The sequence below is a fragment of the Providencia sp. PROV114 genome, assembly GCF_032704305.1.
GTDB classification, from domain to species: domain Bacteria; phylum Pseudomonadota; class Gammaproteobacteria; order Enterobacterales; family Enterobacteriaceae; genus Providencia; species Providencia rettgeri.
The window spans coordinates 41,929-60,106 of record NZ_CP120528.1; the positions used below are offsets into that span (position 1 = coordinate 41,929).

18 protein-coding genes are annotated in these 18,178 nt (G+C 40.6%); 7 read left to right on the plus strand and 11 right to left on the minus strand.

From position 1 onward, the window contains the following. Nucleotides 1-5 precede the first annotated feature (5 nt). The 8 genes from atpF to asnC all read right to left on the minus strand — a co-directional run bounded on the left by atpF (nt 6) and on the right by asnC (nt 6,536). Entirely contained in the window at nt 6-476 is a 471-nt protein-coding gene (gene atpF, locus P3L37_RS00150) for a F0F1 ATP synthase subunit B (RefSeq protein ID WP_004906301.1), read from the minus strand. 58 nt (nt 477-534) lie between these two features. Beyond that, nucleotides 535-774, minus strand: coding sequence for a F0F1 ATP synthase subunit C (atpE, locus tag P3L37_RS00155; RefSeq protein WP_004093904.1), 240 nt, complete (start codon nt 772-774; stop codon nt 535-537). Between the two features lie 48 nt (nt 775-822). Beyond that, nucleotides 823-1,641 carry a F0F1 ATP synthase subunit A gene (gene atpB, locus P3L37_RS00160; RefSeq protein ID WP_004906738.1) on the minus strand — a complete coding sequence of 273 codons (819 nt, stop codon included), beginning with the start codon at nt 1,639-1,641 and terminating at the stop codon, nt 823-825. Between the two features lie 33 nt (nt 1,642-1,674). Beyond that, complete coding sequence (atpI, locus tag P3L37_RS00165) at nt 1,675-2,052, minus strand: F0F1 ATP synthase subunit I (protein ID WP_004906317.1); 378 nt, start codon at nt 2,050-2,052, stop codon at nt 1,675-1,677. A 601-nt stretch (nt 2,053-2,653) separates the two neighbouring features. Beyond that, the gene (gene rsmG, locus P3L37_RS00170; RefSeq protein WP_004906735.1) at nt 2,654-3,274 is read right to left on the minus strand and encodes a 16S rRNA (guanine(527)-N(7))-methyltransferase RsmG; all 621 of its coding nucleotides are present in this window, start codon (nt 3,272-3,274) and stop codon (nt 2,654-2,656) included. A 1-nt stretch (nt 3,275) separates the two neighbouring features. After that, nucleotides 3,276-5,165, minus strand: a complete 1,890-nt coding sequence (gene mnmG / locus P3L37_RS00175; RefSeq protein ID WP_004906733.1) for a tRNA uridine-5-carboxymethylaminomethyl(34) synthesis enzyme MnmG — start codon at nt 5,163-5,165, stop codon at nt 3,276-3,278. Between the two features lie 377 nt (nt 5,166-5,542). Then, nucleotides 5,543-5,983 (minus strand): FMN-binding protein MioC, encoded by a 441-nt coding sequence (gene mioC / locus P3L37_RS00180; RefSeq protein ID WP_109912554.1) that lies wholly within the window; start codon nt 5,981-5,983, stop codon nt 5,543-5,545. Nucleotides 5,984-6,074: 91 nt separating this feature from the next. Next, a complete protein-coding gene (gene asnC / locus P3L37_RS00185) occupies nt 6,075-6,536 on the minus strand; it encodes a transcriptional regulator AsnC (RefSeq protein ID WP_004906728.1) in 462 nt (153 codons plus the stop codon). A gap of 161 nt (nt 6,537-6,697) precedes the next feature. Here asnC and asnA point away from each other — a divergent pair, with 161 nt between their 5' ends. Further along, nucleotides 6,698-7,690 carry an aspartate--ammonia ligase gene (asnA, locus tag P3L37_RS00190; RefSeq protein WP_004906722.1) on the plus strand — a complete coding sequence of 331 codons (993 nt, stop codon included), beginning with the start codon at nt 6,698-6,700 and terminating at the stop codon, nt 7,688-7,690. Here asnA and viaA read toward each other — a convergent pair whose 3' ends face one another. Together viaA and ravA are read right to left on the minus strand one after the other, a co-directional pair. Beyond that, nucleotides 7,691-9,148 carry an ATPase RavA stimulator ViaA gene (gene viaA, locus P3L37_RS00195; RefSeq protein ID WP_115166308.1) on the minus strand — a complete coding sequence of 486 codons (1,458 nt, stop codon included), beginning with the start codon at nt 9,146-9,148 and terminating at the stop codon, nt 7,691-7,693. Nucleotides 9,149-9,150: 2 nt separating this feature from the next. After that, entirely contained in the window at nt 9,151-10,668 is a 1,518-nt protein-coding gene (gene ravA / locus P3L37_RS00200; protein WP_109912556.1) for an ATPase RavA, read from the minus strand. Between the two features lie 282 nt (nt 10,669-10,950). Here ravA and rbsD point away from each other — a divergent pair, with 282 nt between their 5' ends. From rbsD to rbsR, 6 genes are all read left to right on the plus strand, one after another. Then, on the plus strand, nt 10,951-11,370 hold the full coding sequence (gene rbsD, locus P3L37_RS00205) for a D-ribose pyranase (RefSeq protein ID WP_004906713.1): 420 nt from the start codon (nt 10,951-10,953) through the stop codon (nt 11,368-11,370). Between the two features lie 7 nt (nt 11,371-11,377). After that, nucleotides 11,378-12,892 carry a ribose ABC transporter ATP-binding protein RbsA gene (rbsA, locus tag P3L37_RS00210; protein ID WP_109912557.1) on the plus strand — a complete coding sequence of 505 codons (1,515 nt, stop codon included), beginning with the start codon at nt 11,378-11,380 and terminating at the stop codon, nt 12,890-12,892. Further along, nucleotides 12,889-13,851 carry a ribose ABC transporter permease gene (gene rbsC, locus P3L37_RS00215; protein WP_004906340.1) on the plus strand — a complete coding sequence of 321 codons (963 nt, stop codon included), beginning with the start codon at nt 12,889-12,891 and terminating at the stop codon, nt 13,849-13,851. The genes rbsA and rbsC overlap by 4 nt, the downstream gene beginning before the upstream one ends. Before the next feature lie 18 nt (nt 13,852-13,869). Beyond that, nucleotides 13,870-14,760 carry a ribose ABC transporter substrate-binding protein RbsB gene (gene rbsB / locus P3L37_RS00220; RefSeq protein WP_004906703.1) on the plus strand — a complete coding sequence of 297 codons (891 nt, stop codon included), beginning with the start codon at nt 13,870-13,872 and terminating at the stop codon, nt 14,758-14,760. 80 nt (nt 14,761-14,840) lie between these two features. Continuing rightward, nucleotides 14,841-15,770 carry a ribokinase gene (gene rbsK, locus P3L37_RS00225; protein ID WP_004906700.1) on the plus strand — a complete coding sequence of 310 codons (930 nt, stop codon included), beginning with the start codon at nt 14,841-14,843 and terminating at the stop codon, nt 15,768-15,770. Between the two features lie 3 nt (nt 15,771-15,773). Beyond that, the gene (gene rbsR, locus P3L37_RS00230) at nt 15,774-16,775 is read left to right on the plus strand and encodes a ribose operon transcriptional repressor RbsR (RefSeq protein WP_410479536.1); all 1,002 of its coding nucleotides are present in this window, start codon (nt 15,774-15,776) and stop codon (nt 16,773-16,775) included. Here the strand turns inward: rbsR and mdtD are convergent. Then, nucleotides 16,772-18,175: a multidrug transporter subunit MdtD gene (gene mdtD / locus P3L37_RS00235; RefSeq protein WP_109912558.1), complete on the minus strand. Its 1,404-nt coding sequence runs from the start codon at nt 18,173-18,175 to the stop codon at nt 16,772-16,774. The genes rbsR and mdtD overlap by 4 nt on opposite strands. Between the last annotated feature and the right edge of the window lie 3 nt (nt 18,176-18,178).

Here is an 18,178-nt window from a genome sequence, read left to right on the forward strand (position 1 = left end):
CCTCCTTACAGTTCAGCGACTAGTTTATCAACGATGTCGCTGTTAGCAGCTTCATCCACGGAACGTTCGATGATCTTCTCGGCACCTGCGATAGCAAGCATCGCAACCTGTTTACGTAACTCTTCACGTGCACGTTTACGCTCAGCATCAATTTCAGCTTGCGCTTGTGCGACGATTTTTGCACGTTCTGCTTCCGCTTCTGCTTTTGCTTCATCAATCATTTGAACGCGTTGTTTATTCGCTTGTTCAATGATGACTTGAGCTTCAGCTTTCGCTTTTTTCAGTCGGTCGGTTGCGTCGGTTTGCGCCAGTTCCAGGTTCTTTTTAGCACGTTCTGCGGAAGATAAACCGTCAGCAATTTCTTTTTGACGCTTTTCAATGGCCGCCATAATCGGTGGCCATACATACTTCATACAGAACCAAACAAACAGGACAAACGCGATAGCCTGGCCGAGGATTGTTGCATTTAGATTCACAGACAATACCTCATATTCATTAGTGAATTAATGTTCTTACAGTGTTCCGTAACGTTAATTAGGCAACAGCGAACATTACATACAAGCCCAGACCAACAGCAATCATCGGAATAGCATCGACCAGACCCATTACGATAAAGAACTGTGTACGCAGCAGAGGAATTAAATCTGGCTGACGAGCAGCACCTTCTAAAAATTTACCACCTAGGATGCCGATACCGATCGCAGCACCGATCGCCGCTAAGCCCATCATCACAGCGGCAGCCATGTACAGCAGATCCATACTCAGGTTTTCCATGACAGTCTCCAGTTTGTTTCAGTTAATACAATTATTGATAAAATTAAATTAGTGTTCTTCAGATGCCATCGACAGATAGACAACCGTCAGAACCATAAAAATAAAGGCTTGTAGCGTAATAATCAGTATGTGGAAGATAGCCCAAGGTAGGCTTAACAACCACTGTGACCACCACGGTAGCAGAGCCGCGATAAGAATAAAGATCAATTCACCTGCATACATGTTACCAAACAGTCGCAGACCGAGTGATACAGGTTTTGACAGCAGGCTTACCCCTTCAAGAATCAAGTTGACTGGAATGAAGACAGGATGGTTAAAAGGCTGCATTGTGAGCTCTTTTGTAAATCCGCCAATTCCTTTCATTTTGATGCTGTAGAAGAGGATTAGGATAAACACACCAATAGCCATCGATAATGTGACACTAACATCTGCGGTTGGCACTGCACGTAATGCAGGTAACCCGAGATAATGCTCAGCAATATACGGAAGGAAATCAATTGGGAGTAAATCCATTAGGTTCATTAAGAATACCCAGACGAACACCGTTAATGCTAAAGGAGCAATAACTTTGCTCTTGCCGTGATACATATCACGGACTGAGTTATCAACGAAACCAATGATCAGTTCTATTGCAGTCTGTAACTTACCGGGTACGCCACTAGTCGCATTAACTGCAACTCTTCTAAATAGCCACAGGAACAGAGCCCCGAGAACTACCGAGAAAAAAAGCGAGTCAATGTTCAACGTCCAAAATGTTGGACTAGCGTGGGGATCGACCAACTTAAAGGTACTCAGGTCCAACTGAAGGTTTCTCAGATGGTGGCCTATGTAATCCTCTGTAGTCATCACTTCTCCTGATGCAGACATGATGCCTCTTACCCTTTTGTAGTTTAAAAATACTTACCGTTTAAAAACGGCTGGTGCAACAATCTGAACAATTAGCACCGCTAAATAGGTCAAACCCAGTGGTGTTAATGACGCTTTGAACACACCGAAAGCAACAACTAAGACAGCGATAGTTGTAACAACCTTTAGCCCTGCTCCTAATGCTAAGAACCAGGCAATGCGGACAGGTTCATCCTCTCCTTTTGCTTTCTGAAATTGTGCTAGCAGCATAAATACGATATTTGGTAACCAGCATGCTAACCCACCAGCAAGAGCAGAGGCCCCCCATTCTATACTATTTGCACAGAAAGCCCCACTGAGGATCACTAAAGTTATAAACTGAACAGACAACTGCTTTGCAGCGTGTTTGTTGTCATAAAGGGATACAGACATAACTTTTTGTTTACTCCCAGCTCTTCTCAGCCTCAGAAACGCTAAGTGTTGTATAAAACTGCCTTTGCGTAAATGTGTCAAGAGACAAAAACGTGCAAATTATACGGGCAGGCGAAATGAATTCAATCAGTAAGTAGCGAAAAGGTGAATAAATATTTAATTTTTTCGAGTTGGCGCAGAATTGTCGCTGTAATAATTAATAAATAGTTAATGAATTGCTGCATATATTCACATTAATGTGATAAATATCACATTTAGCTTTATTCTCTTTATTTATTCTTTCAACTTTACTGACAACAAAAAATAGATTTAATCTGTAAATCAAACAATTAAAGAAGTAGATTTTTAAGTTAAATTTAAAAGTGATAAATCAAATATTTCACTATTAACTATTTATCTAGCTAAATCGATTAAGTCAAAATTGCCAATTTCCCTATATTTTTTCTTTCAACACCTTATTTTTGAAACTTATTCGTTATTTCTATGTAAATAACACGTGAAATATAAATATTTACTCTCTAGCTAAAAACAAGAATAGCCGGTGCTTTGTAACACACCGACTATCGCTCTAAAAGACAAAATATTTTGACAGAAAGCAACTTTATTTTATAGAAACTTTAACCAAATGCCGCTGTTCATCAAGTTCAGGCACTTCAAGCTCAGTGATAGATTCAATCACAAAACCTTCTGGTAGCGCCATTTCATCATCACGAATGACACCTTTAAGTGCATAAAAACGACCGCCAGATGAAGGTAAATGATGGCACCAACTCAGCATATCGTTCAGTGAAGCAAATGCGCGGCTAATCACCCCATCAAAACCATTTTCAATTGGGTACTCTTCAACACGCGATTGAACAGGTTCGATATTCGTTAGCCCTAGTTCATGTTGAACCTGTTTTAAAAAGCGTATCCGCTTCCCTAAGCTGTCCAATAAAACAAAATGGGAATCAGGCCGAACAATAGCTAAAGGAACGCCAGGTAAGCCTGGCCCCGTTCCTACATCAATAAATTTTGTTCCGTTGAGTTGACCGTTCACCACTATGCTGTCCATGATATGACGGATCAACATCTGTTGTGGGTCACGTACTGAAGTCAGGTTATAGGCTTTGTTCCATTTAGCTAATAACCCAACATAGTCAACTAACTGCTGTTTTTGCTTTTCCGTTAAGTCAATATCGGTTTTTGCTAACAATTGATTAAGTTTCGATAATAAATCCATGTTAAGCACTCCGGCGTAGCATGCCTTGTTTTTTCAGCCAAACAAGTAAGATAGAGATTGCTGCAGGCGTAATCCCTGAAATTCGTGATGCTTGACCAATAGATGTCGGTTTATGGTCGTTCAGTTTCGCCATCACTTCGTTCGACAACCCTTTTACTTGTTTGTAATCGAGGTCAACAGGCAACAAGGTATTTTCATTACGTAGTTGTCTTTCGATTTCTTCTTTTTGGCGAGCGATATAACCTTCGTATTTAACTTGGATTTCCACTTGATCCGCAGCTTGAGGATCGTCAATACCTGGGGCAAACAGGTTAAGCGAGGTTAGCATTTGATACGTCATTTCTGGACGACGTAGTAAATCTTCCCCATTTGCTTCTTTCGATAATGGAACGGTTAAAATTCCATCTATCTCAGTATGGTTATCTGATTTAGGATGAACCCAAATATCTTTTAAGCGTTGACGTTCTTTTTCAATCAGTTCAACTTTTTTATTAAAGTGAGCCCAACGTACGTCATCAACTAAGCCTAACTCTCGGCCTTTTTCAGTGAGTCGCAAATCGGCATTGTCTTCACGAAGCATCAAACGGTATTCCGCACGTGAAGTAAACATACGGTAAGGTTCTTTTGTCCCTAAAGTACAAAGGTCGTCAACGAGAACACCGATATAAGCTTGGTCACGACGAGGGAACCAACCGTCTAAACCAAAGGCATGTTGTGCAGCATTAAGGCCCGCTAATAGCCCTTGAGCTCCGGCTTCTTCATAACCTGTTGTGCCGTTAATTTGGCCAGCAAAGAATAAACCTTCAATAAATTTACTCTCAAGCGTTTGTTTTAGATCTCTAGGGTCAAAGAAATCATACTCGATAGCATAACCAGGACGAATGATCCGTGCATTTTCCATTCCTTTCATGGAATGAACAATTTGCATTTGAACATCAAATGGTAAGCTGGTGGATATCCCGTTAGGATAAATTTCATTGCTCGTTAAGCCTTCTGGCTCTAAAAAGATCTGATGTGAGTCTTTATCTGCAAAACGCATGACTTTATCTTCGATCGAAGGGCAATAACGTGGGCCGATCCCTTCAATAACCCCTGCATACATAGGGCTACGATCTAGGTTATTTCTGATCACATCATGGGTTTTTTCATTGGTATAGGTGATATGACAAGGCATCTGTTGTGGATGTTGATCTTGTGAACCTAAGAATGAAAAAACGGGCATTGGGTCATCACCTAGCTGTTGAGCTAACTGACTGAAATCAATAGTTCTTGCATCAATACGTGGTGGCGTTCCTGTTTTTAAACGATTAACACGTAAAGGCAATTCTCTCAAACGTTGAGAAAGTGAAATTGAAGGGGGATCCCCTGCACGACCGCCACTGTAATTTTCTAAACCAATATGAATTTTGCCATCAAGGAAAGTACCAACGGTTAATACCACGGCTTTGGCTTTAAATTTTAAGCCCATACGGGTAATTGCCCCTGTAACTCGATTGTTTTCAACAAGCAAGTCTTCTACGGGTTGTTGGAAAATCATTAAATTAGGCTGATTTTCTAAAGCCATTCTGACAGCTTGGCGATACAGAACACGGTCAGCTTGCGCTCGGGTTGCACGAACAGCTGGCCCTTTGCTGGCATTTAATGTTCTAAATTGAATACCCGCTTTGTCTGTAGCGATGGCCATTAGACCACCTAGGGCATCAATTTCTCTAACCAGATGTCCCTTACCGATCCCACCGATGGCTGGGTTGCAAGACATCTGGCCCAATGTATCAATATTGTGAGTCAGTAATAGGGTTTGACGCCCCATACGTGCAGCTGCCATTGCTGCTTCAGTACCGGCATGACCACCACCAATTACGATGACGTCAAATTGCTCTGGATAAAACATGTGTGGACCTTAAACGTTAGAAAATGCGGATTGTGCATTTGAGGAGAGAATTCTACTCAAGTTTGAGGAAGAGACCAAGCTTTAGGTTTCCCCCTTATATAATATAAAGATCTTTTTATTTAAAGATCTCTTTATTAGATCTTTTATTAGGATCACCGGTTTCTGTGGATAAGTGGATTTTCACTTTAAAGATCATAAAACTGTAAAGGATCATATACTGTGAATGATCCGTGATCCATTTGCGTATAAGCTGGGATCAAAATGGGTACTTATACACAGGCCTTGGGAGCCTAAAAACTTATACTCTGGATAACTACGGGTTAATACCGGGATCTTCCCTGAGTTATCCACAGTTGATTGCTGGTTTTTTAATCAGATTAGAGTTCGTTTGCCCAAATTTTAACCCATTCTCCTGCGGGATCTTCCGGTATTTCGTGTTGTTGGACATCAATTTCCAAACATTCACCGATCCTTTTAGCCCCTTGCTTGATTAATAACGCATCTATTTTGTGGATAGCACCACAGAAAGTGTCATATTCAGAGCTACCGATCCCAACAGAGCCAAATTGGACTTCGCTTAGATCAGGAGCGCTTTCTTCTATTGAATCAAAAAGAGGTTGAATATTTTCAGGCAGATCACCTGCACCATGTGTTGAGCTCACCACCAGCCATATGCCTTCAAGTGTTAAGTCATCAAGCTCTGGGCCATGTTGAATTTCAGTTTCATGACCGAGTTCTTCTAAAATCTCAGCCATGTGCTCGGCAACATACTCCGCACTGCCCATTGTACTGCCACTAATTAAGGTTACTTTTGTCATGGTGATTCTCTTTCACAATAATAGGGCGCTATTGTACGCTGTGAATGAGCTGGGATCTACCTGTGGATAATGTGGTTATATCATTTTTTTTCTACGGGTTGATTGTTCGTAAGATCGGGTTTTGTAAGGAGATCAGTGTTTCTGTGGATTGTATCTCATCAATGGTCTGAATTTTGTTGATAAGTACGTCTTGTAAAGAATCGATAGAACGGCACATGACTTTAATAAAAATGCTGTATTGCCCTGTTGTGTAGTACACCTCGACAACTTCTTCTAAGGCATCTAATTTTTTTAGTGCGGTTGGGTAATCTTTTGCACTTTTTAAAATAATGCCAATAAAGCAACAAACATCGAACCCTAATTGTTTTGGGTTTATATCAATACGTGTGCCTTTAATAATTCCTGCTTGCTTCATTTTTTCGACTCGGACATGAATTGTTCCGGGGCTAACTGCGAATTTTTTTGCTAATTCAGCATACGGTATGCGCGCATTTCCCATTAATTCGTGAAGTATGTCACGATCGAGATTATCGATTTGATAATTTTCCGGCATTATTTCACCTCTATTTTAACGATTATTCATTTTTATACCTGTTTTTTTATTTAAAATAAACAGTAAAGGCTTTTTTTAATGATGGATATTGAATTTATACCTCATTTTGTTGCTTAATCTATACATCAGCTAACACAGCTAACAAATTATGGGAATAAATTATGGACAAGTCATTTATCGAACATCAGCAACAAATTAGTTTTGTGAAATCGTATTTCTCACGTTTACTTGAAAAAGAATTAGGGTTAATTGAAGTTCAAGGACCAATCCTAAGCCGTTTAGGGGATGGTACTCAAGACAACTTATCGGGCAGTGAAAAAGCCGTTCAAGTAAAAGTGAAATCAATTCCAGGTGCAACCTTTGAAGTGGTTCATTCTTTGGCTAAATGGAAACGTAAAACATTAGGACGTTTCGGTTTTAGTAAAGGCCAAGGTCTATACACGCATATGAAAGCGTTGCGTCCGGACGAGGATCGCTTAACCCCAATCCACTCCGTCTATGTTGATCAGTGGGATTGGGAAAAAGTGATGGCAGATGAGGAACGTACACTTCCTTATCTGAAGCAGACAGTGGGTAAAATCTATAAGGCAATAAAAGAAACAGAAGCTGCCGTAAGTAAAGAGTTTGGGTTGGCACCGTTCCTGCCAGACCAAATCCACTTTATTCACAGTGAAGAATTGTTACAGCGCTATCCTGATTTAGATGCGAAAGGGCGTGAACGCGCAATCGCGAAAGAATTAGGTGCAGTATTCTTAATTGGTATCGGTGGTAAGCTATCTAGTGGTGAATCACATGATGTTCGTGCGCCAGACTACGACGATTGGACAACAAAAAATGAAGACGGTTTTTGTGGTTTGAACGGCGACATCATTGTGTGGAACCCTGTTTTACAGGACGCATTTGAGCTTTCTTCAATGGGAATTCGCGTAAGTCCTGAGTGTTTGACCCGTCAATTAAAGTTAACTGACGATGAAAAACGTATGGAATTAGAGTGGCACCAAGCATTAGTGAAAGGTGAAATGCCGCAAACTATCGGTGGTGGTATTGGCCAATCACGCTTAGTTATGCTACTTCTCCAACGCCAACACATTGGCCAAGTGCAATGTGGTGTATGGGGTGCTGAAATGCAAGAATCCGTTGAAGGTATGCTGTAATTAGCGACTAAAGCGGCGTAACAACCTGCTTTTTAACCCAGTATCAAAACGCCAAATATGGTCAAAGATTTTCATGATGCTGGGTTTCCCATAATTTGATACAGATACCGCATGGAAGCGGTATTTACCTTTCTTCTGCATGGCTTTTATTTTTTGAATCAACTCATCAGGTAAACGCTGAGCAACAAAATCAGAAATCACTACGGCATCTGCATCTATCCACTGCTTTGATTCCAATTTTACTGCTGTTTCTTGCAAACAAGCCGCAAGATCAGTCCCACCTTTAAATGTTTGATGTAAAAATCGAATACATTGCTCTAGGCCATCAATAGAAAGTAAATCGTAATGCACAATTTCTGTGGAAAATAACATCACATGACATGAGCGGTTATCCGCCAGCGCAATTTTCATTAATGCGAGGCAAAAAGCCTTTGCACAGCGTTCATTTAAACCGCCCATCGAACCGGAAGTATCAATACATACAACAAATGGACCTCTCGGTTGTTCTTCATCATGGTGATGTGTTATTGGGCGAAGAACTTTCCTTTCTTGCCAGCTATCTCCTTGTAATCGATAAGTTAGAAGCTGTTTTTCAAGTAATTTTCGATAGAACTCAAATTCAATATCTTCAAGACCTAACATAGCGAGTTCTGCAGGTAATAACCGTAAAATATCGTCACTTTGATTTAAGCCATTAACTTGCTCAGGAACAGTTTCAGGCACTTTTTCCATGATAGTCATCGGTTCTAGTACCACGCTATCATCAGGGATTGCTTGTGCAGTTTGGCTACGGCCTAATAATTGTGCTATTTTTTCTAATTCAGGCTGCTGACGTAAAAATTCACTGTATCGGCTTAATAATTGGTCATTATAAGCGGAAGTCATGTTCACACCTTTGGTTAAATCCCACAACCGGCCTGCAGCACGTTCATTTTCACCTAAGATATCCTCTAAATTGCCACTTAGTGCTAATCGGCGCTGTAGTTCCGCCAGCAATTGTTCTTTTTCTTGTTCTAACATTTCTTTATGTAGAGTCGTCACTTGTAAAATTAAACTGACTCGCCATTTTTGTACAAACAGTGATTGCCTTGCACTGCGATTTTCTATTTTCCCGCTCTGTAACTGATGTGCTTCACGGTAAAAAGGAGAATCCAGTTGGTGAAGTTTTGCTATGACACTTGGTAATTGGATAAAAAAGGCGTCTGTCGATATGCCAAGAGATTGACGATAAAGTTCAAACTCTTCTGAAAGTTGAGCAGGAACAAGCGCATCTTGCATACGCTGTTTGAGATCTTTTTTCCAACCGGATAAATCTTTTAGTAACGCTTTTTTTAATCTAGGGTGTTTTTCAAAAAAGACCGCCAATTGAGGGGTTGCTAACAAAGAGATAATTATCTCCTCGATTAATTGACCTTCATTAACCGAAAGCAGCATTTCTAGTGTGGCTAAACTCATCATCGTTATTCAGCCACTTTACCCGTGATTTGGTTACGTAATTGGTTTAGTTTCTCTGTGAGTTTCATGAAGCTTTGTTCAATATCTGCAAGCCAGTGTGATTCAATAAATAAGTTGGGCTGTTGTTTTTCAAACTGATAGCGTGCGGCTTGAATTTCTCCTTGAATTTTATCTAGCTTGTCTAGCCATTCTTGATTATTTGTATTTGGCGTGAGTGATGAGGCTTTATCTTGAATATATAAAGTAGATGATTGATGACTTATATCTAATAACTGTATCTGGTTTAAATTATTCACCTCAGCGGCAATGTCTTGTGCAAAACCAATCCCATTTAGGTGAGCGGATAGTGTCGTTCCTTTATTTAAAAACGTTATCAGGGATTTTTTATCAGTAGTTACAAAAGTCACTTTCATATTATGTAGTTGCAGTGGACGATGTAAAAATAGGGTAATTCGACCATCACTGATATTTTCGGGCAATACATATGACGCTTTACGAGCAAACATCGCATTGTTTTTATTGACTTTAAATGCATCTTGGTTGTTTTGGTCTTGGGTCGATGACATCCATTGCTGATAAGTCTGCTCTATTTCTCGAGTCAACTTTCGCTGCTGCCAGCCATCTTCTTGTAATAATGACTGTAATAGTTGTGGTAACGCATTCATAGATTGCATGTCATGCCAGAGGCAATCTTTTAATAACACAAGATCTAGAGGAGATACACTATTACGACCATTAAAGAAAGCACTTGCTTGTAATAAATAAACCGCTTTCTTCCAGCGCCTATCTGAAACATAAACCCGTTTGTCTGTTGCATCTAGTTGCTGACGTAATTGGTAAATTAATTCAAAACAGTGATCGGGTAGCGTAATTTTGGGTATTTCTTGTTGCCACTGTTGGTATTCTTCATCGCTGATTTTTAAATGTTCCGGCATTTGAGATTCATTCAGTGATGATTTTCCTGTTAATAGTGCGCGAAAATTTTGTTTTTCTTGCACTTTATCCAGCCAAATACGTACTAGCATTCTGTCGAATAGCGCTTCAAGGCTATTATCTGCATCAGGCAATTCATTGGATGCCGTTACTAATAACCGCATCGGGATAGATTTTTCTTCATCACCATTACGGAACTTGCGCTCATTTACCGCGGTTAATAAAGTATTTAAGATGGCAGGGCCTGCTTTCCATATCTCATCAAGGAATACGACTTCAGCGTCAGGTAAATAACCTTTAGTTAAACGTTCATATCGCCCTTCATCTTTTAACGCTTGTATTGAAAGAGGGCCAAAGATTTCTTCGGGTGTTGAAAATCGTGTCATTAAGTACTCAAAAGCATTCGCATGACGAAAAGCATATTTCATTCTTCGTGCAATTAAGCTTTTGGCAATACCCGGAGGGCCTAATAGAAATACGCTTTCGCCGCTTAATGTGGCTAATAAGCACAAACGAATAGCCTGCTGGCGTTCATATAAACCGCTTTCAAGGTAATTGCTTAGTTGGGCAATTCGTTCAGCAAGCTGCATTATTCATTCCTTTTATTAATAGAGGTGTTGATATCAAAACTATCAATTTCTTTTATTACATACTGCGACCTATTTTTCCATTTTTCTTTGACATGCCCCAATAAATAAGAAAAAACGATTCAGCTACAAGTGATTCAATAAGTTATTGTTTTTAAGTATTTCTAATGCGAACGAAACGTTTCGATATTGATCACAAATATCAACCATCAATATTGAGTTGTGATTTATCTTTACTATGATTACATGAGCGAAACGTTTCGCTTACTAGAATGGCGGTGAAAAATGAAAAAGGGTGTTTTACTTAATGCCAACGTTACCTCTGTAATTGCCAAGTTAGGTCATACGGACCAAATAACGCTTGCTGATGCAGGTTTGCCTATTTCTCAAGGAACGGAGCGTATTGATTTAGCCATTACTCAAGGCTTACCCGATTTCATGTCAGTTTTAAGTGTCATTACTCAAGAGATGCAAGTCGAAAAAGCCATTCTAGCTGAGGAAATCAGTACCATTAACCCACAAATGGAAGACGCTATTTTAGCTCACTTACAACAGTTAGAAGTCACCCAAAATAATACGATTGAAATTATTTATTGCAGCCATGAACGTTTTAAACAGCTGACTCATGACAGTAAAGCGGTGATCCGTACCGGAGAATGTTCACCGTTCGCTAACATTATTCTTTGTTCTGGTGTGACTTTCTGAGGTGATTATGCAACCTTTATTAGAACTTATCGGGATCGATAAATCATTTCCAGGGGTAAAGGCCCTCAGTGGTGCGACATTAAATGTCTACCCAGGAAAAGTCATGGCGCTGGTGGGGGAAAATGGGGCTGGCAAATCAACCATGATGAAAGTGCTGACGGGTATTTATAAAAAAGATGCTGGTCAAATCCGCTATTTAGGTAAAGAAGTCGCATTCAATGGCCCTAAAAGCTCCCAAGAAGCAGGAATAGGGATTATCCACCAAGAACTTAATTTAATACCTGAATTAACCATCGCAGAGAATATTTTTCTTGGTCGAGAGTATGTTAATGCGTTTGGCAAAATTGACTGGAAAAAAATGTTCAGTGAGTCTGACAAACTGCTTAAACGGCTTAACCTTGATTATGATAGCCATCAAACTATTGCGGAGCTTTCTATCGGCGAACAACAAATGGTGGAAATCGCTAAAGTCCTGAGCTTTCAATCACAAGTCATTATTATGGATGAACCCACAGATGCGCTAACCGACACAGAAACAGAATCCTTATTTAGAGTTATCGAAGACTTAAAAGCTCAAGGCTGCGGTATTGTTTATATTTCCCATCGTTTAAAAGAAATTTTTGAAATTTGCGACGATGTAACGGTGTTTCGCGATGGCCAGTTTATTGGTGAGAAACCCGTGAGTGAATTAGAAGAAGAAAAACTCATTGAAATGATGGTTGGTCGTAAACTTGAAGACCAGTATCCAAGAGTTGAGGTAGAAACCGGAAATATTAGGCTGCAACTTGAAGGCGTATCTGGGCCTGGTGTAACAAATGCCAACTTTACCCTGAGGAGCGGGGAAATTTTAGGTGTATCGGGTTTGATGGGCGCGGGGCGTACAGAGTTGATGAAAATCATCTACGGCGCGGCGACAAAAAAATCGGGCACGATAAAACTGGAAGGCAAACTCGTAACACTGAAAACACCACAAGACGGGCTGAATAATGGCATTGTTTATATTTCAGAAGACCGTAAACGTGATGGATTAGTATTAGGTATGTCAGTGAAAGAAAATATGTCATTGACAGCATTACGTTATTTCAGTCGTGCGGGAGGAAGCCTTAAGCATGGGGAAGAACAGCAAACCGTTAGCGATTTCATTCGGTTATTCAATATTAAAACCCCGTCAATGGACCAAATAATTGGCAATCTTTCAGGTGGTAATCAGCAAAAAGTGGCCATTGCGCGCGGCTTGATGACAAGACCAAAAGTACTGATCCTTGATGAACCAACTCGCGGTGTAGACGTTGGTGCTAAAAAAGAAATCTATCAATTAATTAACCAATTTAAAAAAGAAGGGCTGAGTATCATTTTAGTTTCTTCAGAAATGCCTGAAGTAATAGGAATGAGTGACCGCATTTTGGTGATGCACGAAGGTCATATCAGTGGTGAATTTTCAGCCAAAGACGCGACGCAGGAAGCCTTAATGGCAGCCGCCGTGGGTAAAAATTATGGCTCAGTTCAGGAGTTATCAGTATGAGTTCAACTACCGCATCATCAAAACGTTGGTTCAGCAAAGCATGGCTGATGGAGCAAAAATCATTAATCGCACTATTAGTTTTGATTGCCATCGTATCAACATTAAGCCCGAATTTTTTTACGGTTAATAACCTATTCAATATCCTACAACAAACCTCCGTTAATGCCATTATGGCCGTTGGAATGACATTAGTTATCTTAACGTCTGGAATTGACCTCTCTGTTGGGTCCTTATTAGCCTTAACGGGAGCAGTTGCAGCCTCAATGGTCGGGGCTGAAGTTAACGCATTAGTGGCTGTTGCGGGAGCACTAGCACTCGGTGCCGCTATCGGTGCATGTACAGGAGTGATTGTTGCAAAAGGAAAAGTCCAAGCTTTCATTGCGACTTTAGTCATGATGCTACTGCTGCGCGGTGTGACACGAGTTTACACAGACGGCAGCCCTATCAATACAGGATTTAGTGATAACGCAGACTTATTTGGTTGGTTTGGTATTGGCCGCCCATTTGGTATTCCTACCCCAGTCTGGTTAATGATCATCGTTTTTGCTGCGGCATGGTATATGTTGCACCATACTCGCCTTGGTCGTTACATCTACGCACTTGGTGGGAATGAAGCGGCTACCCGTCTTTCTGGTATTAATGTCGATCGCATTAAAATAGTGGTTTATGCCTTATGTGGACTGCTAGCGGCATTGGCGAGTGTCATTGAAGTTGCACGTTTATCATCAGCTCAGCCAATGGCAGGTAATGGGTATGAACTTGATGCTATCGCTGCGGTTGTACTTGGTGGTACCAGCCTTGCTGGTGGTAAGGGGCGTATCGTCGGAACATTGATTGGTGCGCTTATCCTTGGTTTCTTAAACAATGGATTAAACTTATTAGGTATTTCGTCAAACTACCAGATGATTGTTAAAGCTGTCGTCATCTTACTTGCTGTACTTGTTGATAATAAAAAGTAACCCTACAGGAAAATTATTATGAAACTGAACAAACTAGCAACGTTATTATCTGCAGTTGCACTGAGTGCAACGGTTAGTGTGAATGCGATGGCGAAAGATAGCATTGCACTCGTAATTTCTACATTGAATAACCCATTCTTTGTGACGATGAAAGACAGCGCACAAAAAGAAGCGGATAAACTCGGTTATGAGCTGATTGTTTTAGATTCTCAAGACAACCCAGCCAAAGAGTTAGCAAACGTACAAGATTTAACCGTTCGCGGTACAAAATTAATGTTAATTAACCCAACAGATTCAGATGCAGTGGGTAACTCAATATTAATGGCGAATAAAGCGAATATACCTGTAATTACTTTGGATAGAGCGGCTAACAAAGGTGAAGTTGTCAGCCATGTCGCATCTGATAACCGCATGGGCGGGAAGATGGCCGCTGACTACATTGCACAAAAAACAGGCAGTGAGGCTAAAGTTATTCAATTAGAAGGCATTTCAGGCACATCAGCCGCACGTGAGCGCGGTGAAGGTTTTAACACCGGTGCGAAAGAGCACAAATTCAATTTACTGGCGAGCCAACCGGCTGATTTCGATAGAACAAAAGGCTTGAACGTAATGCAAAACTTGTTAACGGCACATCCAGCTGTTCAAGCTGTATTTGCACAAAACGATGAAATGGCATTAGGGGCGTTAAGAGCTCTGCAAACTGCAGGCCGTACTGATGTTCTGGTTGTCGGTTTTGATGGAACAAATGATGGTATCAAAGCCGTTGAAGGCGGAAAATTAGGTGCAACGATTGCACAGCGCCCAGACCAAATTGGGATTGTTGGTGTTCAGATTGCAGATAAAGTCTTAAAAGGTGAAAAAGTGGCTCCAACGGTTCCGGTTGAATTAGAATTAGTGGTAAAACAATAAGATAAAAACCGCCGCGGCATACTGCGGCGGTTTATTTTAGTTTGCAATTCATTGGGTCATCAAAAAAGGAAATAAACGTTATGGGTACAGCAAAGCTGGTGGTTCTCGGTAGTATCAATGCTGATCATATATTAAATGTTAAGCATTTCCCTCAACCGGGTGAAACAGTTAGAGGTGATCATTACCAAGTTGCGTTTGGTGGAAAAGGCGCTAACCAAGCTGTTGCTGCTGGTCGCAGTGGTGCTGACATAACATTTATTGCCTGTGTTGGTGATGATGATATTGGGGCGAGTATAAAAAAACAGTTATCTCTCGATAACATTAAAACCGAATGTATTGATGCCATTGAAGGTGAAACGACAGGTGTCGCCCTCATTTATGTGAATCAACAAGGGGAAAATACGATTGGTATCAATGCAGGTGCAAATGCGCAACTTACCAAGGAAAGGTTAGGACATTATCAGCAAAAAATTGTGGAAGCGGATGCGGTATTGATGCAACTGGAATCTCCCATTGAAACAGTACAAATGGCTGCTGAAATAGCGAAGAAAAACAATACAAAAGTCATTTTGAACCCTGCACCCGCTCAATCTTTACCTGATTCATTATTATCATTAGTGGATATTATCACACCAAATGAAACAGAAGCTGAACATTTAACAGGCATTGCGGTTAATGATAATCAAGGTGCTCAGGATGCGGCTGAAGTCTTACATCAAAAAGGTATCAGTAAAGTGATGATAACACTCGGTTCTCGAGGCGTTTGGTATAGTGAAAAAGGTGCAGAAGGTAAAATAATTTCTGCATTTCGCGTAAAAGCAGTGGATACTATTGCCGCAGGTGATACATTCAATGGGGCTTACGTTACTGCACTGCTGGAAGGTAAGGCTGACGAAGAAGCGATTATTTTTGCCCATGCGGCAGCAGCGATAGCTGTGACTCGCCCTGGAGCTCAACCCTCTGTTCCATGGCGTAAAGAAATTGACCAGTTTTTGACTCAACAGGATTAACTTGTGGCAACAATGAAAGATGTGGCACGCCTTGCGGGGGTGTCGACATCCACCGTCTCTCACGTTATTAATCAAAATCGCTATGTCAGCGAGAGCATTACTGTACGCGTTAAAAATGCGATTGAAGAGTTAAACTATGCCCCCTCTGCGCTGGCACGTAGTTTAAAAATGAATCGCACGAATACGATTGGGATGTTACTGACAACAAGTAATAACCCATTCTACGCTGAGGTAGTGCGGGGTGTAGAACGTAGTTGCTACGAACGCGGTTATAGTTTGATTTTGTGCAACACTGAGGGCGACCTTCAGCGAATGAATCATAGCTTAGAAACATTGCTACAAAAGCGTGTTGATGGGTTACTGATTATGTGCACAGAAGTACAGGGGCCATCAAAACATGTTTTGGCTCGTTACCCCGCTGTGCCAACGGTTATGATGGACTGGTCTCCATTCGAGTTAGATGGAGACATTATTCAAGATAACTCTTTTCTTGGTGGGGAAATAGCCACTCGTTACCTTATTAAAGCAGGTTTCACTCGTATTGCATGTATTGCAGGGCCACAAGATAAATCACCAGCAAGAGCACGTCATCAAGGTTTTATTCAAGCCATGACTGATGGCGGCATTAATATTTATGATGATTATATCATTTTCAGTGATTTTGAATTTGCTGGTGGGTTTGAGTCCATGAATAAACTGCTCAGTTTACCTACCCCTCCCGAGGCTATTTTTGCAGGTAATGATGCGATGGCGGTGGGTGCTTATCAAGCGATATACCAAAAGGGCTTGAAAGTGCCTGATGATATTTCAATCATTGGTTATGATGATATCGATCTCTCGCCTTATATGATCCCACCACTTACAACAATTCATCAGCCAAAAGATAAGTTAGGCCAACAGGCTGTTGACCAACTTATTTATCGTATGGATAACCCAGAGGCAAAGGCGAGCATTTTGGTTCTTACCCCTGAGCTAATTGAGCGCCAATCGGTTAAAAAATATTAATTCTTCGCTTTTTTGGTTTTATTTTTTATTAAATTATCACCGTCTGTCTTACTTAATAATAAGAAGACAAAAGCTGAGATAAGCGTAATGACACCAACGGTAATAAAAGTATAGTGAAAATTATCGACCGTATTGCTATTAGGCTGTCCACCATAGAAATTTAAGATTGCGGCACTGACTGCAATACCGAAGCTTATCGAGAGTTGCTGAGTCACCGCTAACATACTATTTCCCGCACTTGCATTATTGTCTGTTAAATCAGCCAAGCAAATAGTATTCATCGCGGTAAACTGTATTGACATCACCATTCCTAAAATGAATAAAGGTGCAATTAACAGGTAAATCGACATACTTGGTGATTGCAAGGAAAACTGGGCGATCATTAATCCAATAATTATGGTGATAACAAATAATGTATTACGGTAGCCGTATTTAGTCAGGATCCGAGTAACCCCAGATTTAGCAGTGATTGAACCTATTGCTAGTGGCGCCATCATCATTCCTGCCACAACGGCTTCGTAACCAAAACCCACTTGCAACATTAATGGCATTAAAAAAGGAATGCTGCCTGTTCCCAAGCGTGTTGCGATATTACCACTGATCCCAATAGAAAAAGTGCGCGTTTTAAATAGATTTAGTGGAATTATTGCATGCTTAACTCGCCTTGCGTGAAGAACATAAATAAATAAGAAGAGAAAACCCACTAAGACAATAATTGCAGGAACAGAGGTAGGAAGCGATTTATCACCAAATAAGTCTAAGCTGACAGATAGCATGACTAAGCCAAAGCCAAACAATAAGAACCCAAGCGTATCAAATTTACGTTTTGGCATTTTAAAGTCTGGCATATGTTTCAAGGCATAAAAAATACCTAAAACACCTATAGGAATATTAATAATAAATATCCAATGCCAAGTTGCATAGGTGACTAAGATACCACCTAACAGAGGCCCCAATATTGGGCCAACTAAACCTGGAATAGTGACAAAATTTAATATGGGTAGTAACTCACTTCGAGGGTAAGCCCTTATTAAGGCTAAACGGGCGACTGGCATCATCATTGCCCCACCAATACCCTGAATAACTCTAGAGGTTACTAAGAAATTTAAGGATGGCGAAAGGGCACAAAGTAATGAACCAAGAGAAAATAAGGAAACTGCTAAAATAAATATACGCCTTGTACCAAATCTATCAGCAAACCAGCCGCTTACAGGAATTAATAGCGCAACAGTAAGCGTATAGCTGACTACAGCTGATTGCATTGCAAGCGGCGAGTGATCAAGGCTTCTTGCAATATCGGGTAAAGCCGTATTCAAAATGGTGGCATCGAGCGCTTGCATGAAAAAGGCCATTGCCGCAATCCATGGAAGGCCAGACATATTTTTCGCTGTTTTGAACATCAG

Excerpts from the sequence above, each read along its gene's own strand:
- viaA (WP_115166308.1), bottom strand. The coding sequence starts at position 9,148 with ATGATGAGTTTAGCCACACTAGAAATGCTGCTTTCGGTTAATGAAGGT.
- rbsD (WP_004906713.1), top strand. The coding sequence starts at position 10,951 with ATGAAAAAGGGTGTTTTACTTAATGCCAACGTTACCTCTGTAATTGCC.
- rbsB (WP_004906703.1), top strand. The coding sequence starts at position 13,870 with ATGAAACTGAACAAACTAGCAACGTTATTATCTGCAGTTGCACTGAGT.
- atpE (WP_004093904.1), bottom strand. The coding sequence starts at position 774 with ATGGAAAACCTGAGTATGGATCTGCTGTACATGGCTGCCGCTGTGATG.
- atpI (WP_004906317.1), bottom strand. The coding sequence starts at position 2,052 with ATGTCTGTATCCCTTTATGACAACAAACACGCTGCAAAGCAGTTGTCT.
- mdtD (WP_109912558.1), bottom strand. The coding sequence starts at position 18,175 with ATGTTCAAAACAGCGAAAAATATGTCTGGCCTTCCATGGATTGCGGCA.
- asnC (WP_004906728.1), bottom strand. The coding sequence starts at position 6,536 with ATGCCGGAAAATTATCAAATCGATAATCTCGATCGTGACATACTTCAC.
- rbsA (WP_109912557.1), top strand. The coding sequence starts at position 11,378 with ATGCAACCTTTATTAGAACTTATCGGGATCGATAAATCATTTCCAGGG.
- rsmG (WP_004906735.1), bottom strand. The coding sequence starts at position 3,274 with ATGGATTTATTATCGAAACTTAATCAATTGTTAGCAAAAACCGATATT.
- rbsC (WP_004906340.1), top strand. The coding sequence starts at position 12,889 with ATGAGTTCAACTACCGCATCATCAAAACGTTGGTTCAGCAAAGCATGG.
- mioC (WP_109912554.1), bottom strand. The coding sequence starts at position 5,983 with ATGACAAAAGTAACCTTAATTAGTGGCAGTACAATGGGCAGTGCGGAG.
- rbsK (WP_004906700.1), top strand. The coding sequence starts at position 14,841 with ATGGGTACAGCAAAGCTGGTGGTTCTCGGTAGTATCAATGCTGATCAT.
- asnA (WP_004906722.1), top strand. The coding sequence starts at position 6,698 with ATGGACAAGTCATTTATCGAACATCAGCAACAAATTAGTTTTGTGAAA.
- atpB (WP_004906738.1), bottom strand. The coding sequence starts at position 1,641 with ATGTCTGCATCAGGAGAAGTGATGACTACAGAGGATTACATAGGCCAC.
- ravA (WP_109912556.1), bottom strand. The coding sequence starts at position 10,668 with ATGCAGCTTGCTGAACGAATTGCCCAACTAAGCAATTACCTTGAAAGC.
- mnmG (WP_004906733.1), bottom strand. The coding sequence starts at position 5,165 with ATGTTTTATCCAGAGCAATTTGACGTCATCGTAATTGGTGGTGGTCAT.